The 21,144-nt window shown below is 48.9% G+C and carries 9 protein-coding genes; all 9 read right to left on the bottom strand.

All coding sequences use genetic code 11. From position 1 onward, the window contains the following. Positions 1 to 9: 9 nt before the first annotated feature. Entirely contained in the window at positions 10 to 1,005 is a 996-nt protein-coding gene (locus D3H65_RS06705) for a TauD/TfdA family dioxygenase (RefSeq protein ID WP_119049520.1), read from the bottom strand. Between the two features lie 27 nt (positions 1,006 to 1,032). Beyond that, positions 1,033 to 5,427 (bottom strand): condensation domain-containing protein, encoded by a 4,395-nt coding sequence (locus tag D3H65_RS06700; RefSeq protein WP_119049519.1) that lies wholly within the window; start codon positions 5,425 to 5,427, stop codon positions 1,033 to 1,035. 18 nt (positions 5,428 to 5,445) lie between these two features. Then, positions 5,446 to 7,827 carry an ABC transporter permease gene (locus D3H65_RS06695; protein WP_119049518.1) on the bottom strand — a complete coding sequence of 794 codons (2,382 nt, stop codon included), beginning with the start codon at positions 7,825 to 7,827 and terminating at the stop codon, positions 5,446 to 5,448. A 77-nt stretch (positions 7,828 to 7,904) separates the two neighbouring features. After that, complete coding sequence (locus D3H65_RS06690) at positions 7,905 to 14,318, bottom strand: non-ribosomal peptide synthetase (RefSeq protein ID WP_119049517.1); 6,414 nt, start codon at positions 14,316 to 14,318, stop codon at positions 7,905 to 7,907. A 31-nt stretch (positions 14,319 to 14,349) separates the two neighbouring features. After that, positions 14,350 to 17,418 carry a cyclic peptide export ABC transporter gene (locus D3H65_RS06685; protein WP_119049516.1) on the bottom strand — a complete coding sequence of 1,023 codons (3,069 nt, stop codon included), beginning with the start codon at positions 17,416 to 17,418 and terminating at the stop codon, positions 14,350 to 14,352. Beyond that, positions 17,418 to 18,344: a cupin-like domain-containing protein gene (locus tag D3H65_RS06680; protein ID WP_119049515.1), complete on the bottom strand. Its 927-nt coding sequence runs from the start codon at positions 18,342 to 18,344 to the stop codon at positions 17,418 to 17,420. The genes D3H65_RS06685 and D3H65_RS06680 overlap by 1 nt, the downstream gene beginning before the upstream one ends. A gap of 375 nt (positions 18,345 to 18,719) precedes the next feature. After that, positions 18,720 to 19,451, bottom strand: coding sequence for a thioesterase II family protein (locus D3H65_RS06675; RefSeq protein WP_119049514.1), 732 nt, complete (start codon positions 19,449 to 19,451; stop codon positions 18,720 to 18,722). 23 nt (positions 19,452 to 19,474) lie between these two features. After that, positions 19,475 to 20,053: a 4'-phosphopantetheinyl transferase family protein gene (locus D3H65_RS06670; protein WP_394341599.1), complete on the bottom strand. Its 579-nt coding sequence runs from the start codon at positions 20,051 to 20,053 to the stop codon at positions 19,475 to 19,477. A 59-nt stretch (positions 20,054 to 20,112) separates the two neighbouring features. Further along, on the bottom strand, positions 20,113 to 20,682 hold the full coding sequence (locus D3H65_RS06665) for a UpxY family transcription antiterminator (RefSeq protein WP_119049512.1): 570 nt from the start codon (positions 20,680 to 20,682) through the stop codon (positions 20,113 to 20,115). Positions 20,683 to 21,144 lie beyond the last annotated feature (462 nt).

Raw genomic sequence — 21,144 nt, 5'->3', positions numbered from 1 at the left:
TATGGGTTGTCAGACAAGTTGTTCAAACCTCACCGGCTCGGCCATGGATACCAGTATTTTCCGCTGACCGGTGAAGGGCTTTCTCGCATGGGAGAACAGCATATTGTCGAGGATCAGTACATCGCCTTTCTTCCAGGGAAAGGTGATGGTAGCGGCCTTGTAGGCCTGTTTCAATTCATTGTAAACGGCCTCTGTGATCTCCGATTGATCGCCCAGCCGGATGATGAACGGCAGATCAGTCTCCTCCACCAGATCCAGCAACCGGGGATCCTGATTGAGCCGGTGATAGAAGTAAGCATGGTTAAACCATCCTTTGGTTTGCAGCACGGGGTGCATTTGAAAAGCGGGGCGATGCCAGTTGATGCGCAGGTGGGATTCATCTACCCATTGGAAGTGGATGCCATCTTTCTTCAGTAAGGCCTCTACTTTATGTTTATCATCAGTTTGGTATACTTCCTGCCAGGAGAGGCCCAGCCAATCGAGCATATTCCTTGTGTAACTCACGCCTTTTTTCTCCAGCAGTTCAATGGTGCTTTGTGACAGGTGCTTTACCATTTCCCGGTTATCGGTGATGGGCGTTTCGCCTCCGGTAGCCGGTTCGGTAAGACAGAAAAAGGCAATCACCAGGGGCCATGTAAAAGCATAGGAAGATTCATTGTGCGGTTGTATTTCCTGATCAGGTGGATAATCGGTAGAAGTATACACTTTATTGATCACCTGCGAACGGGGCGAGGTGCGCTGTGTGTAATCCAGCGTCTGATCGCTGAAGGCGCTCATCACTTCATAAAAGTCGGCAGCGGTGTTCACGCGCCAGTCGCGGAACAGGATAGCGCCCGATCTGTGCAATTCCTCTTTGATCAGTGGCCGGTGTGCTTCAAAATATTCCCGCAGGTCAGGCCCCGCAGTGGGTGTTACCACCAGTGGTGAAGTAAAACCTTCAAACTGGTCGAGCCGGCCCACAGACCATCCCTCCACCTGTTCTACAGTATGGTGTTGTATTTCCATAATACAGTCTTTATTGTTTTGTCAATATTATAGGTGCTGTGTAGTAAGCAAAGGAAGATCGACCTTCCCGCTTTGATCATATAGCAATTGCGCTATGGGTGTGTGCTGATAAGTATGGGCTGTCTGGAACAGCTGTTGGAAATCGCGGAGCAATTGCTCCATATACCCTTCGTCATATTGATGCTTATCGAAGCGCCATTCAATTTTTAGCGCCTTGCCCGCTTCTGTAAACACAATGCATACCGGATAAGGGTTGGGGTCATTGCCTTCAAAGCTCACCACCCGCAGGGTATCGTCTGTACCAGTCCCTTCCATGTCCAGCAACTGATATTGGTTTTCAAATACGATGATATGGGAGAACAGGTTTTCCTTATGGGGTGTTTGCCGAAGGATATCGGCCAAGGGGAAATAATGAAACCCTGCGGTGGCCGCTTCATCCCTGGCTACTGCTTTCATCAGCTCCATCAGGCTCATTGTTTCTTCCAGTTGCACCCGCTTGGGCAGGGTATTGATAAAAAGCCCGGTCATTTGATCGGCCCCGGCAATGGGCGGCCTGCCCGACACGACCTGTCCAAACAGGATATCATTGTTGCCTGAAAGCCGGGAAAGCAGCAAAGCCCACACAGTCTGAAGATAATGGTACAGGGTGCAACCTGATTGCTGCAATAGGTTCTGTATGGGCTGTCCTTCGGGGTAAGCGCAATAAACAGTAAGCAAGGCCATTTCTCTTCCGACGGCTGGCTGGTTATACGTCCTGAAGGCAAAGGGCTCTTCAAATTCCTGCAGGTATCTTTTCCAATAACGGGCGGCAGCGGCCTGGTCTATCTTTCTCAACCATTTAATATAGAATTGATAAGGAGGTGCTGCTTCCAATTCCAGCGCAGGGTCTTTGTGCTGCTGCAAGAGATGGTAAATGGTAAACAATTCATTCAGCAGCACCGCAGCCGTCCAGCCATCGGCCAGTATATGATGGTAGTAAAAAGACAAGCGGTATTCATTGTCGGTAACCTGTAGCAAAGCCGCCCGGATATTGGGTGTGGAAGAAAAAATATCCTGTACGGCTGCTCTTCCTGTTGCATCTACCTCTTGTATGATCTGCTGCAGATGGGCGGGATCGGTAGCATCCAGCTGCCGCCGGTCAAGGCTGGCGTTGTGTATGGTCTGTACCAGTTGTACAGTTTGCCCCGGTTCCAGGTCATCCCGGAAAGTAGTGCGCAGTATATCGTGTCGACTGATCAGCATATCAAATGCTTGCTCCAAAATATCTACATCGACCCTGCCCTTCAGCAAGAGGTTGGCATTGATCACATAATCATTCCTGTTGCCCGTTTTGCGGTAATGGTGCACCAGTGCTTCCTGTGTGGGACTCAGTTCATATATATCCTTCAGGGTAACGGGCCCGGTCAATAACCTGTCGAGCACCTCCAGCTGAATGCCGGGAAAGGTAAAGTCTGATGGAGAAGGAAGCCGGTTGACGATATCTGCACATGCTTCATGGATGATGGTAATAGCTGCCTGCACGAGCTGCAATAGTTCCTGTACTTTTTCGCCGGGCAGCAAGCCGGGTATGAAATCGACTGTGCAGGAAATGGTTTGGTCACCATTGAGGAAGGCGAATACTTCCAGTGGGTGTTGTATATTTCTTTCCCGGGCATACCAGGCGCCTGTCTCATCTAACGAAGCACTAAAATGACTAGTATCAGTGGAAGCAGAGAAATCGCCCAGGTAATTGAAGCAAACCTGCGGACTGCGGTAGGCAGGGAATTTACCGGATAGCCGTTGTAATACCCCAAATCCTTCGCCATTGCCCGGTACGGTTTTAATAGCCTCCTTCACCGTTCTTACATAGGTTAATAGCTGGTGCGCCTGGCGCAGATCTATATGTACGGGGAACAGGGCCGTAAACCATCCTACTGTTCTGCTGAGATCAAGGCCGGGCGCCAACTCCGTTCTGCCATGCCCTTCCAGGTGGATGGTGAGTTGCTGCACGGGGAACAACTGTTGTAAGGCCATGCCCAGTGCGGCGATCAGTACTTCATTGGCAGTAGTTCCCAACTTCAGGTTAATATGCTCTACCTGCTGCGTCAGGGCAGGCTCCCACCTGTTTACGACGCGGTGCAGGTCTTTATAGGTATAGGAAGTCTGTTGTTCTTCCCATAAGAGATCATATGCCTGTGCCAGTATATTTTCCCAATAAGGCATTTCGGCATCAAATGCTCCTTTGCTGATCTCCTGGTGGAGTGTTGCGAGATAAGTACCAAAGGAGGTTGACTTATTGGACAAACGCAATGCCGTGCCTTCCTGTAATTGCTGCAACAATTGCTGGAGATCATCCAGTAGTATTCTCCAGGAAACACCGTCAGTAATAAGATGATGCATTACCATCGCCAGCAATGTGCCTGTATTCGTCCTGATGAGGCCAAACCTGGCCAGTGGGCCATTTTGCAGGTGTAGTCCTGCATGCAAGGCATCCAGGATGGTCTTCAAAGCAGCCGCCTGGTCGGGAGCAGCTGCCATATCAAAATCGGCTGGTTCAATGGTGCTGGCTGTTTCGGCGTATTGACAGTTAACTTGTCCGTTTACATATCGAAACCTTAGCCTGAAAACATCATGGTGCTCTGTAAGGGCAGCTACGATGGGTTGCAGGTATCCTTTCGGAAAAGGTTGTTGTAAGGTGAGAACAATGGCCTGGTTGTACCAGTTGATATGTTGATGATCGACTGCAAAGAAATTTGATTGGATGGCATTGACCTTCATGGTTCCATGCTCCGGTTCCTGTTGAACCCGGGTGTTGGCCCGGCTGATCACCATGGCCAGCTCCTGCAATACGGGAAACTCTAGTATATCGTCCATGTCAACCCGATACCCGGCCTTCCTGAGCAGGGAGAGTACCCTGATGGCCTTGATAGAGTCGCCGCGTATCCGGAAGAAATTATCGGTGGGCCTCACCTGCTGCACCTGCAATACTTCGCGGCAGACGGCCATCACCTGGTTCAATACTTTATCATCTTCCTGTACCGGCCATGTTGCTTCCTGCTTCGCTGGCAGGTGCGTGGTCGCTGAAGTGGTACTATCAGGGCGGGCGTTATTGTTCAAGGCCCTGCCGCTGGTGTTGATAAGCCCGCCTTGATCCAATGCATGGAGGGGTTGGGTGCCGGCCTCTTTGATCAAACAGGCGCAAATAAAACCCAGCTGCTGCCCCATGCGTTCAATAGCATCCTGGTCAACATTTTTCTTTTTATAGGAAAACAGCAGCTGCCCCTGCGGCTGAAATGGCAGCACAGACAGGGTGATATCATAATTGGTTTGCTCGAATGTTTCAAATGACTGTACGGTGAGCCCTGTATCCTGACCAAGGTCCAATGGATAGTTTTCAATCACACATAAGGTATTGAACAGGGTTTCCCGTGTGTCTAAGCCTGCATAGGTTTTGATCTCCGAAAGGGAAGCCAGCCCATATTCGAAAAGTACGGGGATGGTATTGTTGACCTGGTTCAAAAATGCGCTGATGGTTTGTTGAGGGTCGATCACCAGGTGGAAGGGCAAGGTATTGATGAACATGCCGATGGTGTGCCCGATGCCTTGTACCTGTGTAGGCCTGCCGGCCGTGGTCGTACCAAAGGTGATGGATGCCTCGCCGGTACTGTTGTGCAACAGGATTGCCCAGGCCGCATAAAAGATACTGGCCACAGATACGCGGTGCTGTTTGGTATACAGCTGCAGGCTGTCCATCAAGCCACCGTCGAGCTGCATGGACCAGCGCCCTACCCCACTGTTTGTCTGCTGGCGTTGATAAGGTTGATGGGTGGCCGCGCTGAAGCCAGCCAATTGTTCTTTCCAGAAAAGGGCTTCTTCCTGCCTGTCCCGGTTTTGAATATACTGCAGGTAGTTCCTGATCACTTTATGGGTAGTAATGGTCGCTGCTTCGGTATGACCGTGCAGGCAATCGCTGTAGATGCGCAACAGATGTTTTACCAGCAGTCCAAAACTCCAGCCATCCAATGCCATATGGTGAAAACTGATGACCAGGGTATGCTCCTGTACCGAATGGGATACCACCATCATCCTCACCGGGTGTTCTTCTATGCTGATGCCCCTGGCGGCATCCTCCTCCAATAGTTCCGGAAGGTTGGTCCCGCTGTCAAAAAAACGGAGCGGCAACTCATGTTGTTTCAATAATACCTGTACCGGTTTCTTCAGGTCCTGCCAGCGGAATACGATCCTCAATCCTTCCTGCTGCTGCACCAGCTGGTTGACGGCCTCGCGGAAGATGGCCTGGTCCAGCCTGCCGGTCAACCTAAGCACGGTTTGCTGGAAATACACACCCGATCCCGGGGCCGACAGGTGATGAAACAGGATACCCTCCTGCGCAGCAGTAAGTGGCAGGATATCCTCGAGGATATCCCTGGCAAGTGGAGACATGAATCGTTTGATTAAATGCTATTCGCTTCGCAGCGCATATACGAGGTTAGAAGAAACAACTTTTATGATCTGCAGACCAATGGTAGTAAAGGCAATCACCACCAGTACGATCAATGGAATTATAAAGTATGAGATATTTAATCCTATCCTATACGGAAAGGAGGAAAGCCAGTTGTTGAGCAGCAGGAAATCGATGGGCAATCCGATGACGAAGGCCAGGCCGATCATATAGGCCGTTCGCTTTACAAAGATCCAGATAATGGCTTTATTGGGCGTACCCAGCACTTTGTAGATCGCAATCCGCTTCTTACTGTTCCTGAGTTGGTGCACCACGGCGCCCCACAAGCCGAGAATGGAGATAAGGATAGCTAGTCCTGAATACAGCCTGAGTATCTGCCAGGCTTTTTGGTCTTTGGTATAGTTCCTGTTGAAATAATCATCCAGGAAAAAGAAATTGAAATCGTTGGAGGGGAAAGCGACTTTCCAGGCTTCGTGCAGCTGATCGATGGCGCCCGTTACATTACTGCCCGTAAGCTTAAAGGAAAAATACCCGGGCCAGTCAGTGGCAAAGAACAGGCAGGGGGCTACGGCTTTCTTTAGAGATTCCTGGTGGTAGTTGGATACTACACCGATAACTGTCTTCCGGCCTTCAAACGAGATCTGTTTGCCTACGATCTCTGTGGGAGAAAATCCCAGCGAGCGGGCCAGTTTCTCATTGATGATGACCGCTTTTTCGAAATCAGTTGTCAGGTCCCAGGAGAAATTGCGCCCGGCCATCAACTTGATCTTGTAGAAATCAAAGAAGTCGGGACTAACAGAATTCATATAGGTGTCATAGACTTCCGGTTTACCTGTCAGTCGTATGCGGTCGAATCGTTCGTATTGCCCCCCCGGTACATAATCACTGTAGGTAACTGCCTTGATGCCCGATATCTGTGCCGTGGCATCCCGTACGATCCGGTAGATCTGTGCATGGTCCATGCTGTCTCTCAGGATCACGGGTTCCCGGGCTACCACTACGTCCTGTTTATTGAACCCCAGGTAGGATTCGCGCATGTATTTGATCTGGTAATACGAAACCAGCGAAAAGACCATCAGCAAACAGGATACAGCATATTGCAATACGGAGAGGATGGGTCGCACGCGGATGCCCGCTTTGTCGGGCGAACTCTTACCCCGCAGGGCATCGTTGATCTTGAAAGTAAAACTCAGGATGGCGGGATAGATGCCCGACACCACAGTATTGATAACAATGATGAGCCCGATATAGATCCAGAACCAGGAGGAACTGATCAGGTTCACACTATAGGTCATTTCATAAAAATCGGCAAACCAGGGAAAGAGCAGCAGTGCAATACCGGCACCAATAATGGTGCTGATGAGGATGTACACAAACGACTCAGCCAGGAAGATGCTGAGGATGGTAATTTTCTCAGCGCCCAGCACCCTGTTCATGGCAATAGTCTTCTCTTTGGCAATGGCCTGGAAAGAAGAGAAATTGAAATAGTTGAAAGTGGCAAACAACAGGATGATAATAGCTGCCAGTATGAAAAATGGCAGGTAATGCCCATGCCCATTTTGTTTGAAGTCGAGCAGGGTATCTGAATAAAGCCTGATGCCGGTGATCGGTTCCAGGAAATAATGCTCAGATACCCCCTTGCCTTCCAGCCGCGGCACCCGGTACTTTTTGATGGTGGTATTAAGTTTGGGGGCAAATTCATCGACATTCACCCCTTTCCGCAACCGGATATAGGTATAGAAATTATGAGAGTCCCATTGGGTGGCATATTCGCTGGCCAGGGGCGCCATGGGCACCAGTATCTCAAAATCAAAATGAGAAGCGGCTGTACGGTTCTCAAAAACACCTGTCACCTTGTGTTCCCCATACTTGGTGATCAACACGTTCTTTCCAATGGGGTTCTCATTGCCGAAATATTTACCGGCTATCTCTTTGGAGATAATGACACCGCCAGGTTCCTTCAGGCAGGTTTCCGCATTGCCCAGTATCATTTTACAGAACATGGCAGGGAACTGTGGGTCTACATTATAGATATTGCGTTCCCAAAATTCCTTATCGCCCGACTTGATGGTGAGGTTGTAGTTGGACCATACGCGCGCATAATCTTCCACTTCCTCATGGTCTCTTTTGAGCACCGGCGCTACGGGAAACTGTACCATGGATCCCTTTACGATGGCATTGCTGTTGTTGAAGTCGATGCCCACCCGGAAGATACGGTCGGCATTGGGATAGAAACTGTCATATCCCTGTTCGTATTTGATATAGGATACGATAAGCAGGAAACCTGCTATGCCAATGGAGAATCCGGTGATGTTGATAACGGAAGAGAGTACATTTCGCCTCAGACCCCTGAGTACATATTTGAAGACTGTTCGCAGCATAGGTGGCTATATTTGCATAAGGCTTAATGAATATAATACTTTTATTGCTTATCTGGAAATAAGGGCAAACTAACGCCCTACCCTAATAGTATTTTCAGATCATCTTCGGTTATACCAGCGGCAGAGAAGTCCGAAGGCGTGTATTGCAGTTGTTTTATTTGTCGTACATAATCCAGTAATCTATTGAGTTGATTATCAAACAGCCTGACAAATCTGTCCATCTCTTTCAGAGAGAAAGACTGGCTGCACCAGGAGAAATCTACCTGTAGCTGGTTACCCATCACCAGGGCATTCAGATCCAGCCGGGCCGTCGGGTGATTGCCGGCGCCGCGCTCCTCCCCCGTGTATTGATGGCTATAGGAAAACAATTCATTGTCAAATGCCTGGCCAAACTGTCCCAGGTAATTGATCCTTATTTCCGGCTGGCTATCCCTGTCAGTTTGTGCACCCAGGTATTTGTACACACCATAACCGATCCCGTGATTGGGCACCTGCCTGAGCGACTCCTTGGTGGCTTTGATCAGCAGGTCCATATCTTCCTCGTACCTGAGTTTTACAGGATACATAGCTGTAAACCAGCCAATCGTCCTGGTAAGGTTAACCGTATCCTCCAGCTCCCTGCCGTGGTGTTCCTGGAAGATGACCATATCCTGCCAGTGCCCCCAGGCATGCAGGGCCATGACCAGCGCCACATTCAAGAGGATGGATACATCGGTATTATAGGGCCTGTTGGCATCGGTGAGCAGGTAATGGGTGGCGATAGCATCCAGGCTTATCCGCTGACTATTTACAGGATTCAGGGTCTCCTCCACAACAGGAGTGTGTTGTATCATCACAAAGTGCGTGTCTTCTATTTCCTTCCAATAGGCTATTTCTTCCTCAAACCAACCGGCATCCCGGAGCCTGTACAATTCCCGGCTCCAATACTGGAAGGAAGCTGTCTTTGCCGGCCATTCCACCACCACTTCATTTACAAACTGGTAATAGACACGGTAAAGGTCCTCCAGCAAGATGCGCCAGGATACGCCATCTATCACCAGGTGATGGGCAGTAATGAACAGGTACGCTGTTCCTTCCTGTTCCCGGAGCACAGTTGCTTTTATCAACGGACCTTGGCGTATATCAAAAGAAGCTCTTATCGTATTACATACTTCAGGCAGGGTCTCCTGCTTTCCCAGCGATATTTGTGTTACCTCGAACGCTCCTTCCCGGTTATTGTAAAAAAGTGTTTCATTGTCTGTATGTACACAGAGCCGTAGCGTATCATGGTGTTGTAATAAGGCATCGAAGGAGACTCGCAGCTTTCGATGATCAATGGCCCGGTGGAGCCTGAGTAAAACAGATTGGGTGTAATGCCCCGGCTGAGCAAATTGCTGCCGGAAGAACCATGCCTGGATGGGCGTAGGCAGCACCTCTCCTGCTACCACAGCCACAGCGTCTTTGTGTTGCTGTATATCCTGTGCATGAAGGGCCACCTGCTCAATGGCCTGCAAAGTGAGCAGGTCTTTTACCTTGATGTATACACCCTTCGCGAATAATTTGGAAGCTATCTGCGAAGCCATAATGGAGTCGCCGCCCAGCGCAAAGAAATTATCATCCGGTGTTAAGCCTGTTTTACCCAATACCTGCTCCCACACTTCCAGCATAGTCTGTTCGATGCTTGTAACTGGTCTTTGTGGAGTTGACTTGTTGACCGCAGTGGTGACAGCCGGTAGGGCTTTCATATCCACTTTGCCATTGGGGGTCAGCGGAATATGTTCCAGTATGGTAAAAGATACCGGCATCATATAGTAAGGTATTTTACCTGCGAGGTACTGGCGCAAGGCAGGTTCGCTGATCGCGCCATTGTTCTTGATGGTATAGTAAGCCTGTAATTTTCCGGTGGCGGGGTGTTGTACCACGATGGCTCCCTGTATGGCCGGGTGTTCCTGCAGTGCGTGGCTGATCTCGTTGAGTTCGATCCGGTGGCCATTGATCTTTACCTGCAGGTCCTTACGGCCCAGGAATTCAAGTTGCCCGTTGCCAAGACGTCTTCCCCGGTCACCCGTGCAATACATCTTTTGCCCGGGGATAAAAGGATTGCTGATAAACTTTTGTACAGTTAATTCCTCCTGCCTCCAATAACCGGCTGCCAATCCTGTACCGGCAATATACATATCCCCTGCGGCCATCGCTGGTACCGGTTGCAAATATGGATCGAGCAAGTAGATCTGCAGGTTGTTGATGGGTGTACCAATGGGCACCTGGCTGGTTCCATCAGCAGGATCAAATGTATAGATCATGCAGCCTACCGTAGCTTCTGTAGGCCCATACTCATTGAAGATGGTGGCCCTCCCCTCCATGATTTGGTAAACATCACGGGCCAGCTGACTATCCAGCGCCTCTCCGCCTACGATCCACCGGCGAATGGATGTATTCTGCGCCAGCATACCATTGTCGCGCAACAGCTTCAGGTGCGAAGGGGTTAGTTTGACTACCCCTGCCCGGTTATCGCGCACTACGTTTTCAATGGCCAGCAGAACGCCATCCTCCTCGTACAGGAGGATGGTATTGCCGGTGGTTAAAGGGGTAAAAAGGGAGGTGACAGTAAGGTCGAATGAGATGGATGAATGCAAGGCAAAGGTGAGCTGCTCGCCCTGCACGTATTGTTCACTGGCAAAATCAACATAATTGTGGAGTGCCTGGTGTGAGACCATTACCCCCTTGGGTCTGCCCGATGTACCGGATGTATAGATCACGTAGGCCAGATCGCCCGGCTGCACCGCCAGGGGCTGGTGATCACTGGTTATCGGCTTTGCCAATTCATCCACATCAAATCTTTGCACACCGGCGATAGCCATATCCTTATGTAAGTGTGGATGCGTAATCCAGCATACAGCCCGGCTATCTTCCAGCATATAACGAATACGATCTGCGGGCAGTTCTGCATCAATGGGCAGGTAGGCGCAGCCAGCCTTCCAAATACCCAACAATCCCAGGAGCAGTTGCGGCGACCTGGGCAGGCAAATGCCTACGCATTCATGTGCCTGCACACCTTGCTTCCGTAGGGCCTGGGCTACGTGGTTGGCCTGTTCGTTCAAGGCCTTATAACTTATAGTTTCTTCCTTGTATTGAATGGCAATGGCATCCGGTGTTCTTATGGCCTGTGATTCAAACAAGCTCAACACAGTAGTGCCTGGCACATGGGCCTTCGCGGTATTGTTAAAGCCATAGATAAATGCCTCGTGTGTTACCTTATCCAAGGGCGATATGGCCGCCAGAGACAGGGCAGGATCGTTCAATGCCTGTGTGGTGATCTGTAGCCAGGAAGCAGACATAGCAACGATAAGATCGTCACTATACAACCTGGTGGCATATTCAAAAGTATACTGCAGGTTGCCTGCCCCTTCAACGATCTCCAGTGTACAATCGAAGCGGGCAAAACCCGGATCAAATGGCTTCCTCGTCAGGCTGAGTTCATTGTTGTATTTCCCAGGCACACCAAAACTCTGGTACAGGAACATGGTATCGAAAAGTGGATTTCTTCCCGGATGGGGCGGCACTTCTACCAGGCTTAATAAGCGGTCGAATGGTAGCTGCTGGTGTTGCAGGGCTTCCTGTATGGTGGCAGACACCTGCTGCACCCAGTTTTCAAAAGACAACCCTGCATCCAATCCTGTGCGAATGGGCAGGTTGTTTACAAACATACCGGGCATACCCTGCAGATCGGGGTGTGATCTCCCTCCTACCGGAATACCGGTTATAATATCTGTGGCGCCGGTGAATTTAAAGAGCAGCAGTTGGTACAAAGCAAACAACAAGTCGTGCAAGGGCAGCTGCCGGTTGGCGGCATACTGATAGAGTTGTTGCGTGGTCTGTTGGTCAAAACAGCCCTCCCTTCTTTTTCCTGCTGTGGGGAAAAAGGGCGGCCGGGCAAAGTCAGGGAGCAGGTCCAGTACCGGTAATTCACCCGATAATTGCCTTGTCCAGAATGACTGTAAGGTTACATCCTGCTCAACAGCCTGCTGCCTTTCCCACAACACGAAATCCCTGTAAGAAATAGACGTGGCTGGCAGCTCTTCTCCGGCATACAGCTTTAATAATTCGTCTAGCAAATGATAAACAGATTGCCCGTCGCAGATGATATGATGAACATCCAGGAATAGTACGTACTGTGTGGCTTCTTCATTTTTGAGCAAGCAACACCTGTACAAAGGTCCCTGGTGTAAGTTAAAAGGCCGGACCAGTGAAGTGAGTTTTTCGGATAAGGCTACCGACTCATACCCGATGCATTCCATATTGACCTTCCCTTCCGGTGAGAGGTTAAACACCGGCTCTTCCATCATGCCAAAGCTCATGCGCAGCACATCATGGCGCTGTACCAACCTTTCCAGGCATTGCACCAGTTTATCTATAACAGGTTTTCCCCGGAGGGTAAAAGCAGTGGGTACATTGTAGGCTATGGATTGTGGATCGAGTTTCCAGGCATAATACAGCCGCTTTTGCGCGGAAGATAATGGATAGAATGCCTGAGGTGCTGCCTGTGGAATAGGTTGATAGTCCATTTTCCGCAAACTACTTAACTGCTGACCCAATGCCCGGATGGTAGGCCATTCATAGAGCTTTTCTACCGGCAGGTGCACCCTGAACTCCTGTTGGAATTTCATGGCGAGGGCTGCTGCCTTCAGGGAGTTGCCGCCTATTTCGAAAAAGCGGTCAAGTACCCCAATACTGGTCTTTTCAAAAATGGCTTCCCATATGGCCAATATCTTTTGTTCTGTATCATTGGCCGGTGAGCAGCTGGGGCCAGCCTGCCTGGCATTATCAATCAACGCCAGTTCCTCTTCCTCTGCTGCCCATTCCTGGTTACGGTATTTCTCCAATAACCGGAAGCGCTGGATCTTGCCACTGGTAGTCTTGGGCATCTCTTTGATCGGGATCACCTTACTGATCTCAAATCCAAACACGGGGTTCAGGTGAGCCTTCAGGGCCCTGGCCAGCGAGGCAAAATCTTCCAGGCTGCCCCGGTAGAGGATAAAAGCAATGATCTCTTCCGCCTGCAGGGCATGATTGAAATGCCCTGCTACGGCTATTTTATTCAGCTCGATACCTTCCACAGCTTCTGCTTCCCGTTCTATATCATGCGGGTAAAAGTTCTGTCCATTAAAGAAGATAATATCTTTTGCCCTTCCGGTTATGTACAGTGATCCTTCCAGCATAAAGCCCAGGTCGCCCGTATTCAACCAGCCGTTGGCATCAATCACTTCCGCCGAAGCGGCCGGGTCATTGTAATATCCTGCTGTTACATTGGGCCCTTTGATGCAGATATGACCTATCAGTCCTTCCGGCACCTGTTGGTGCTCACTGTTCATAATACACACCGCACAATTATTGATGGGCCTGCCCACATCCATAAAGGAAGGATGGATTGAATCATCGGCAGCCAATTCAATACGGTCTCCTATTTGGAGCTGATGCCTGTTCAGTCGAAATGATCTTATTGGCGCGGTGATATTGGAAATGCTTACGGCTACCGATGCTTCTGCCAACCCGTATACCGGGCACATTGCGTACTCACTTAGCTGGTAGGCTGATAATTGTTGTATGAATGTACGTGTAAGTTGTTCAGAGATTGGTTCAGCCCCATTGTATATGATCCTTACTTTTGAGAGGTCCCACGGTCTATCCCAATCCCGCACATGCTTCAGCAAGTGCCGGTAACCAAAATTGGGAGAGCTCAATACCGTAGCCTGGTAAGCCGTGGCCGTATCGAGCCAGATGGCTGGTTGTTTCACAAACAGGTCTACAGGTATCAACACCTGGCTGATGCCGCAATAAAGTGGGTTCAGATGGAATCCGATCATGCCCATATCATGTGTGAGCGGCATCCAGCTCAACAGTACATCATTTTCGGAATAGGCTGCTGCCTGTGCTATGGCATCTATATTGGTGATGAGGTTGCGGTGGGTTAAGGTCACGCCCTTGGGACGCCCTGTAGAGCCCGAGGAGAACTGTATAAAGGCGATATCGTCTTCGGCAGGTTCATGGATCGTTCCGTAATCATTACCCTCGAATAACCCTTCCAGCAACGCTATACGGCTATGCCCGGCAGGCCATGGCAGTACGCCGGCGGCTTTTTCTTCCAGCCGGCCAAGATCGCTTCCCGCAATCACCAGGGCTGGATGATGGAGGGTATGCCAAACAGCCAATAATTTCTTCAGGTGTTCCTGGTTCCTTACCATCGACAGAGGCACAGGTATCATACCTCCCAGCAGGCAGGCCCAAAAGCATATGAGGAAGGCCTTTTCCTCTGCCACCTGGAATACCACTTCATCCTTAGGCTTTATTCCCTTTTGCTGTAAATGAAACAATACTTTCAACGCTGCTTCATACAGGGCCTGATAGGAAAAGAACTCCGCCCTGTCCTGGCTCTGAATAAAGGTCAGACCTTTGGCCGGGGAGAGACTGATCTCCCTGATCACCTGAACAAGATGTTGCTTTCCGGCAGACAAGAATAAATGGTTTGAAGATGGTATATACAGCTCAATGAACAGTGGCTTCGAGGTCTTTGATGTGATCCAGCTGTCCCTTATCGAGTTTGATCAATTTATCGGCCACATCGAAATAATGATCGTCGTGTGTAATGGCAATGATGATCTTTCCTGCTCTTTTCATGTCGGGCAGCATGGTCCGGTAAAAGAACTTCCGGTAAGAAGGGTCCTGGTCAGCGGCCCATTCATCAAACAGGTAGATCGGTTTGTCTTCCAGGTAACATTGCAGCAAGGCCAGCCTTTTCCTTTGGCCGCCCGATAATTTAATGGTGCTATACCGATTGTTCCTGATCTCCACTTTTTGCTGCAGGTCCAGTACGCCCAGGTAATCTTTCAGGTCCTGCTCACGGTCTGCCAGGTCTACATTGTATAATTTCTCAAACAGGTAAGTAGGATTGAACACCACAGAGAAATACTCCCCGATCTGCGATCCCTGCTGCACTTTATCGTTGATCAGTACCGCTCCTTCATTGAGGGGGTACAGTCCTGTAAGCATTTTTGCCAGCGTGGTTTTCCCGCTGCCGTTACCGCCGGTAATAAAGAGTATTTCGCCACGCTGCACTTCCAGGTCAATAGGCCCTACACCAAATCCTCCCTGCCCGTATTGGAAACTGATGCCCCTTGCTTCAAATTTATAAGCAGCGGAAGTTAATATATCCTGTCTGCCATCCGTTTCGGGACTGGCAGGGATCTCCTGGATGAATTTCCTGATCCGCTCCCATCCTATCTTCACGCGCAGGATATCAGGAATATTGTTGAGGATGGCATTGACGGGCCCGATCAGGTACAACAGAACGATGATAAAACTGGTGATCGTATCTGTTGTAATGCCGGGAAACAACTTGGGCATACCAATGGAGACGGCGCCCAGCAGCACTACCAGCAAGGACTCTCCTACCAGGAAGGCATTGGTAAACCGGATATCGGCCGCACTCATCATGATCTTGTACTGATGGGCGCTCTCCCGCACATCTTCCTGGTATTCCACTTTCTTTTGCCGGTGCAGGCTCAGTTCTTTATAGCCGTCGATCATGCCATTGATCAACCGCATGAATACATTCCTGGAATCCCGCGCTTCGTTATAGAAGGTATTGGCGCTCCTGGTCACAAAATAATATACCACCGCAATCGATACGATGATCAGGCTGGTGAGCAAGGTAGCCCAGAATGCCAGCGACATGAGGTAGAGAAAAGCGCCGATCACGGTAATGGTACTGGTGATGAGAGAGATCATCAGCGTGGTAGATTCGCCGATCACATTGGCATCGTCATTCAGCGCTGTATAGACCTTGCCCCGGTCGATCGATTCAAACTTCTCATAATCGGTAGAGAATATCTTATTGATGAGTTTTACCCGTAGTTCGTAAACGATACCCCTGGTTATTTTGATGAGGCTGATCTGTACAAACCTCCTGCCCATGAGGTAAAGCCCGATGATGAGCAGATAGTAGAAGAAAAGGTACCTGATCTTTATCTCTGTATCCATAGCAGAGGTCACGAAGATGATGAGCAATACATTGGAAAGCCCCGAAAGTATGGTCAGCAAAACAATGGATGGAATCCTGCGCTTCACGGGATTCTCTTCCGGGAAAAGCAGGGAAAGCAGGTAAACCAGGTAACTGCCGGGAATGGCCGCTGCCAATAATACCAGCGCAGCCTCCAGGCTTACAGGCTGCCATACCAATACAGCCTCCCAGTTAAAGTTGAGCAGCCATTGCGGCAACTGGTAAATACCATAGAGAAAGGGAACGATCAGCACCAGGGCTTTACCGAAGGAAAGCAGTTTGCTTAAGCTAAAGCCCGCAAATTGCCTGGTCTTTTTAATGATATCCCTGATCACCCATACCAGGCAAGCCAATACTGCCAGCAGGTATACGCCAACAGCCAGGGCAATGCCGCTGAACATCGAATCGCCATTATCCCCCGGATCATATTCTTTGACCACCTTTTCATGCGCCAGCATTTTGATTAGTTTATTGCCGATGACCGGTGTATAAGGGCTGTTTGAATTGGCCAGCACCACCACGCCCAGTTGCTCCTTTGGCCGGAAGGCGATATAGGAAGAGAAGTTGGGATTCAGTCCATCGTGCAGCAGTTCTCCCGTGCCATCCAGGGCCACCTGCCATCCGCTTGCATAAAAGGCATTGTCGTGAGCAGCTACTGATTCATCGCGCTGCTGTGTCTTTCCGATCAGCTCATACAGCGGTTGGGGTGCAAGTCCCAGCTGGAATTTCAGCCAGCTGGCCATATCAGTGGCATTGGAAAGTACATAACCGGCTGCATAATTGCCCCTGTATACAGGCGCCTGGTAACGACGTGCAGCGAAGAAACCGATCTTATACCCAGCAGATTTGAGCAGCCCATCCCTGGGCTGCCCAATGCTGGTGCTGTTTAAACCCAAAGCGTCGAAAATACTGGCTTGCATAAAAGCTTCAAAAAGTTGGCCTGTTACCGTCTGCGCCACCAGCGCCAGGATATCATAATTGATGGTGGCATATTCATATTTATTGCCGGGCAAGTGATCGAGCTCTACCCGGGTTACATTCCGCACGGTTTGCTGGAGGGCCGTATCACTATCGCTTACCGGAATACCGGCAATGGTATGCCAGGGAATACCACTCGTATGGTGCAGCAGCTGCCGGATGGTGACTGGCACCACCGCTCCTTTGTACTTTACCTGGAACCAGGGAATATAGTGATTCACGGAAGCATCGAGCTGTAGACGTCCCTGCTGTTCCAGCAGGTAGATGGCCATAGCTGTAAATGCTTTGCTACAGGAGCCAAGTTCAAATACCGTGCTGGCATTTACCGGTGTCTTTGTCACCAGGTCTGCATACCCAAAAGATCGTATAGTGAGACTGTCATGGTCAATAAGTACGACGCTCAGGCCGGGAATGTGTCCTTTACTCATGTATTGCGTTACTTCCTGCTCTATCCTTTCAGCCATTCCGGCCTTATTCCCCGCCTGGGCAAAAGCAGCGGAGTACAGGATCATGGCTCCCGGTATCAAACCAATATATCTTCTCACAGCAAACATCAGGAGACAGGTTTTCAATTTCATCAAAGGGTTATGGCTTTGGACGATTCATGTTGGGCAGACAAAAAATGGACGATCTCTTCGGCGGACGCATCTATCGGTAAGGCCGCTGACAAAAAGAAACGTACAATGTCCAGCTGGCTATCATGGGGATGCTGCCTGATAAAGCTTGCCAGCTTGTTGACTTCCTGTATAGGAACAAAGTTCCAGGTAATGGATATACTATCAGTGATACAGGTTACATCATGAAACCATCCGCCGGGAAACAACACGATCTCTCCCGGTGAAAGCACCTCCTCATAGGATGGTATTGCTTTATCAAAATCCGGGAATTGATGCCTGTCTGGATTCACTATATCTACAAATGCTTCCTCGTTCATCAGGAATGGTTCCTGGTCGGGAGCATACAGGATAATCTTTTTCTGTCCGTAAAACTGGCACAGGAGTGCATTGCTGCCAAAGGGATCTTTGTGCAGCCTGGTGCGTGCTCCCTTACCGGAAATAAAAAGCCCCTTGTAAGGATACCGGGTATTGTTGATAGCGGCTTTTGTTCCCACCTGTGTATAAGGAATAATAGTATCTGTATCGGAAAGAAAATACGGATGCGTCCAATAACCCGACAGAGCTTCGAACACTTTGTCGGCCCAGTAAAAATCCACATTCCTCAATTTGGTATACCACCTTACATAAGAAGGAGCTGCGGAAGTGACGGCTGGCCTGTTGAAATTCTCGGACAAATAATTGTGTAAGGAATCGATCGTTTGCAGGTCAAACAGATCATTGTATATCTGCACCTCCTGGTCTCCAAATGCCTTATCCAGGTATTGGGGCTGGAATTTATCTGTTTGCCAGTCTGCCATTCCATCTTCAATAATAACAGGCTGGTTGGCGATCAGGTGATTGTGCAGGAATTCAGCTGGGGTTATATTCCGCACCCGGTTTATTTTCATAACAAAAGGTTTACAAACATCAGCGGGGTGTCGGCGGTAATAGCTCTGCTCTTGTAAGTCACACAGACTTCCATAAGAACGGTAGCAGCACCGGTCTGTAAGCCATTGCCTATAGCTCTGCTATCGAAAGTCACAATTGTCTTTCAGGAGCTATACAATAAACTGTCCAATAAATAATGTTGGATAAAAGTAAGAGACGGAAAAGCCGGGTTTAGGATGGGATATTGGTGTTGGGTCGTAGTAGACGGATGTTCTATGTTGACAAAACTAATTTAGAGAATATTTTCTTTCAGTAAAAATAATTAACGGCTTTCAAATAAAAATACCCAATTACATCTAGCTCACTTCAACACACAATCGTTATTGAATGATGAACTATTGTGCGCTGTGGTTATCCTGTTTTACCGTTAACTGCAATTTATTTGCCATTAAGCGTGTGATCTGTGCAGGTGCATCAAAAATAAAGAAATGATTGCCCGGCATGGATACAAACTCAACAGGATAATTGGTCTCTTTTTGCCACAAGGATATGTCCAGCCTTTCTATCTCTGTATCTTCAGTGCCGTTGATCACAGTTACAGGAAGCATAAGCGGCGCTGTTTCCTCATGCTGATAGGTTTCAACAGCCCTAAAATCAGCGCGTAACACAGGTTCTATATAGTCAATGAATTCCTCGTTCTGCAGGATCTCCTGCGGGCTTCCATCAAACCTGGTAATCTCTGCGATGAAAGTATTCCTTTCCAGGCGATGCCGTTGCTTTTGCCGAAAACACAAAGAAGAAGGCCCTGCAGCTCCTGAAACAAACAGGTGCAGTGGTGGCGGCTGGTGATGGCTGATGATCTTCCTCGCCAGCTGCATGGCCACCAATGCTCCCAGGCTATGGCCGTAAATAGCATAACCACCTTGCGCTATATATGGACTGGCCTGGTGGTAAATGTCTTCCACCAGCAGGTTGAGCTCCGGTAACAACGGTTCCCTGCCACGGCTTCCCCTGCCCGGGTATTCCAGCGGTATGATCCGCAGGTTGGCCGGCGCCTTTTCTTCATACTTCCTGTACGAGAACTTATTCCCCCCGGCAAAGGGCAGGCATAATAGATTAAATGACATGGTGCAATAGAAAGGTCTCTCATTTAAAATTGAATAGCGCGCAGTGATATGTCTTCCTTAACCTCCTCACTGGAGGCCATATGGATAGCATACCCCTCCAGGATATCCAATGCTTTCAGGTGCCATACCGCTGTTCCAACCAATACCTGGTCATTCACTACTTCTAATTCTTTTAACGGAATGCCCAATCCACGGCCATCTGCTTTCAGCACGGCTTCCTTTCTCGTCCAGAACCGGTAAAAGTTGGTAAGCAGGTTATCTTCCTGCCGGATGCATTGCCACTCGGCAGCAGAAAAACAATCCGTAAAGTCAGTTAGCTCCGTGGGCTTTACCTCTTCTATATCAATGCCCACGCGCAAGGATTTACTTACGGCACATATGATATGATCGCCCGAATGGGAGATATTGAAGCTAACCGTTTCATCCAGCCAGGGTTTGTTGAATTCGTTGTATTGTATCTCTGAAAGAATATCGGAATGATATCCTTGTGCCACCAGGCCTTTCAGCAATAACATTTTACCCAGCAGATATCGACAGGAGTCCTGCTCAAACCGGTAGGCTTGCATTTGCTGGTGCATAGCCGGTGGCAGGTACCTGGCCAACCTGTTCAATAGCCGGCCACATTCACCGGCCAGGCTTGTGTAATAGATGTACGTAAGGATTAATTGATCTTCCGGGTGTAATTAATATTGGGATCCATCAGCTGAACAACTGAGCTGGCTGAGATATCAACCGAAACAGACCTTTGCAGCGCATCGATCTGTACGACAAGCCTTCTTGATCCATTTTTTCTGATGAGCAGGCCTTCTGCGCCAGTAAAGGGACCATGGGAAATGCGGATGCGGGTACCTTCAATGAATTGCTCATTGGATACCTCTATATTCCCCGACAGCATTTTTTTCAGCGTGTCTATTAATGTATTGGATACTGTAGCAGGCTTCCCGTCAAAGCTGATGTATTTAACAATACCGTCTATTCTTAGCAGCTCAAATCGTTCAGCCGGTGGTACCTGTACAAAAATATAGTTGGGAAATAAAGGAACCTCCAGTTGTTTTTTTCTGTCACTCCATTGTCTGATTACCTTATGCAGCGGGATAAAAGAAACGACTCCCCGGTTTACCAGTTTGGAATAGACCTTGCGTTCTGCCTTAGGATAAGTGTATACGATATGCCATTTGTCTGGTTTCTCTTCGGGCTTGTCTCCCTGAATTTGAACGAGCTGATTTTCCATAAAAAAGATAAGGTTTGCATGAACTGATTAGGTTTATAGCGCGTGTGTCGGTGTCAATAGACAAAAAGCAGCCAGTTCCTTGTACAGGCAAAAAGGTAAGACGGGGCAAATCAAAGGATTAGTCCGACACAGATTATGTAGGACAAATTCCGCTCTTACCTGATTGACAACCAGGAGAAATGGCTATAGATAATAAATGGCTACATGAAAAAAACAGTTCCGCCCAATAAGTACAAGAAAGGATCTATACTCTAAATAAAGCTCCGCTATCGAAAGTCACAAGTACTTTCTTAATAAGCGATTGCATCTAAACTAACGAGCCTTATTTTTTTCAGCGGTACAGAAATGCTAGTGGAGGAGAATTGCATTTAGACAAACGCAATATACATAAGTATATGCACAATCGAACGTTAAATTCCCAAAAATATTTCACGTTAACGCACTACACACAACGCTGTCATG

The organism is Paraflavitalea soli, assembly GCF_003555545.1.
Lineage (GTDB): Bacteria > Bacteroidota > Bacteroidia > Chitinophagales > Chitinophagaceae > Paraflavitalea > Paraflavitalea soli.
The sequence above is the reverse complement of the archived record's forward strand: the minus strand, read 5'-3'. Positions and strand labels throughout refer to the sequence as shown.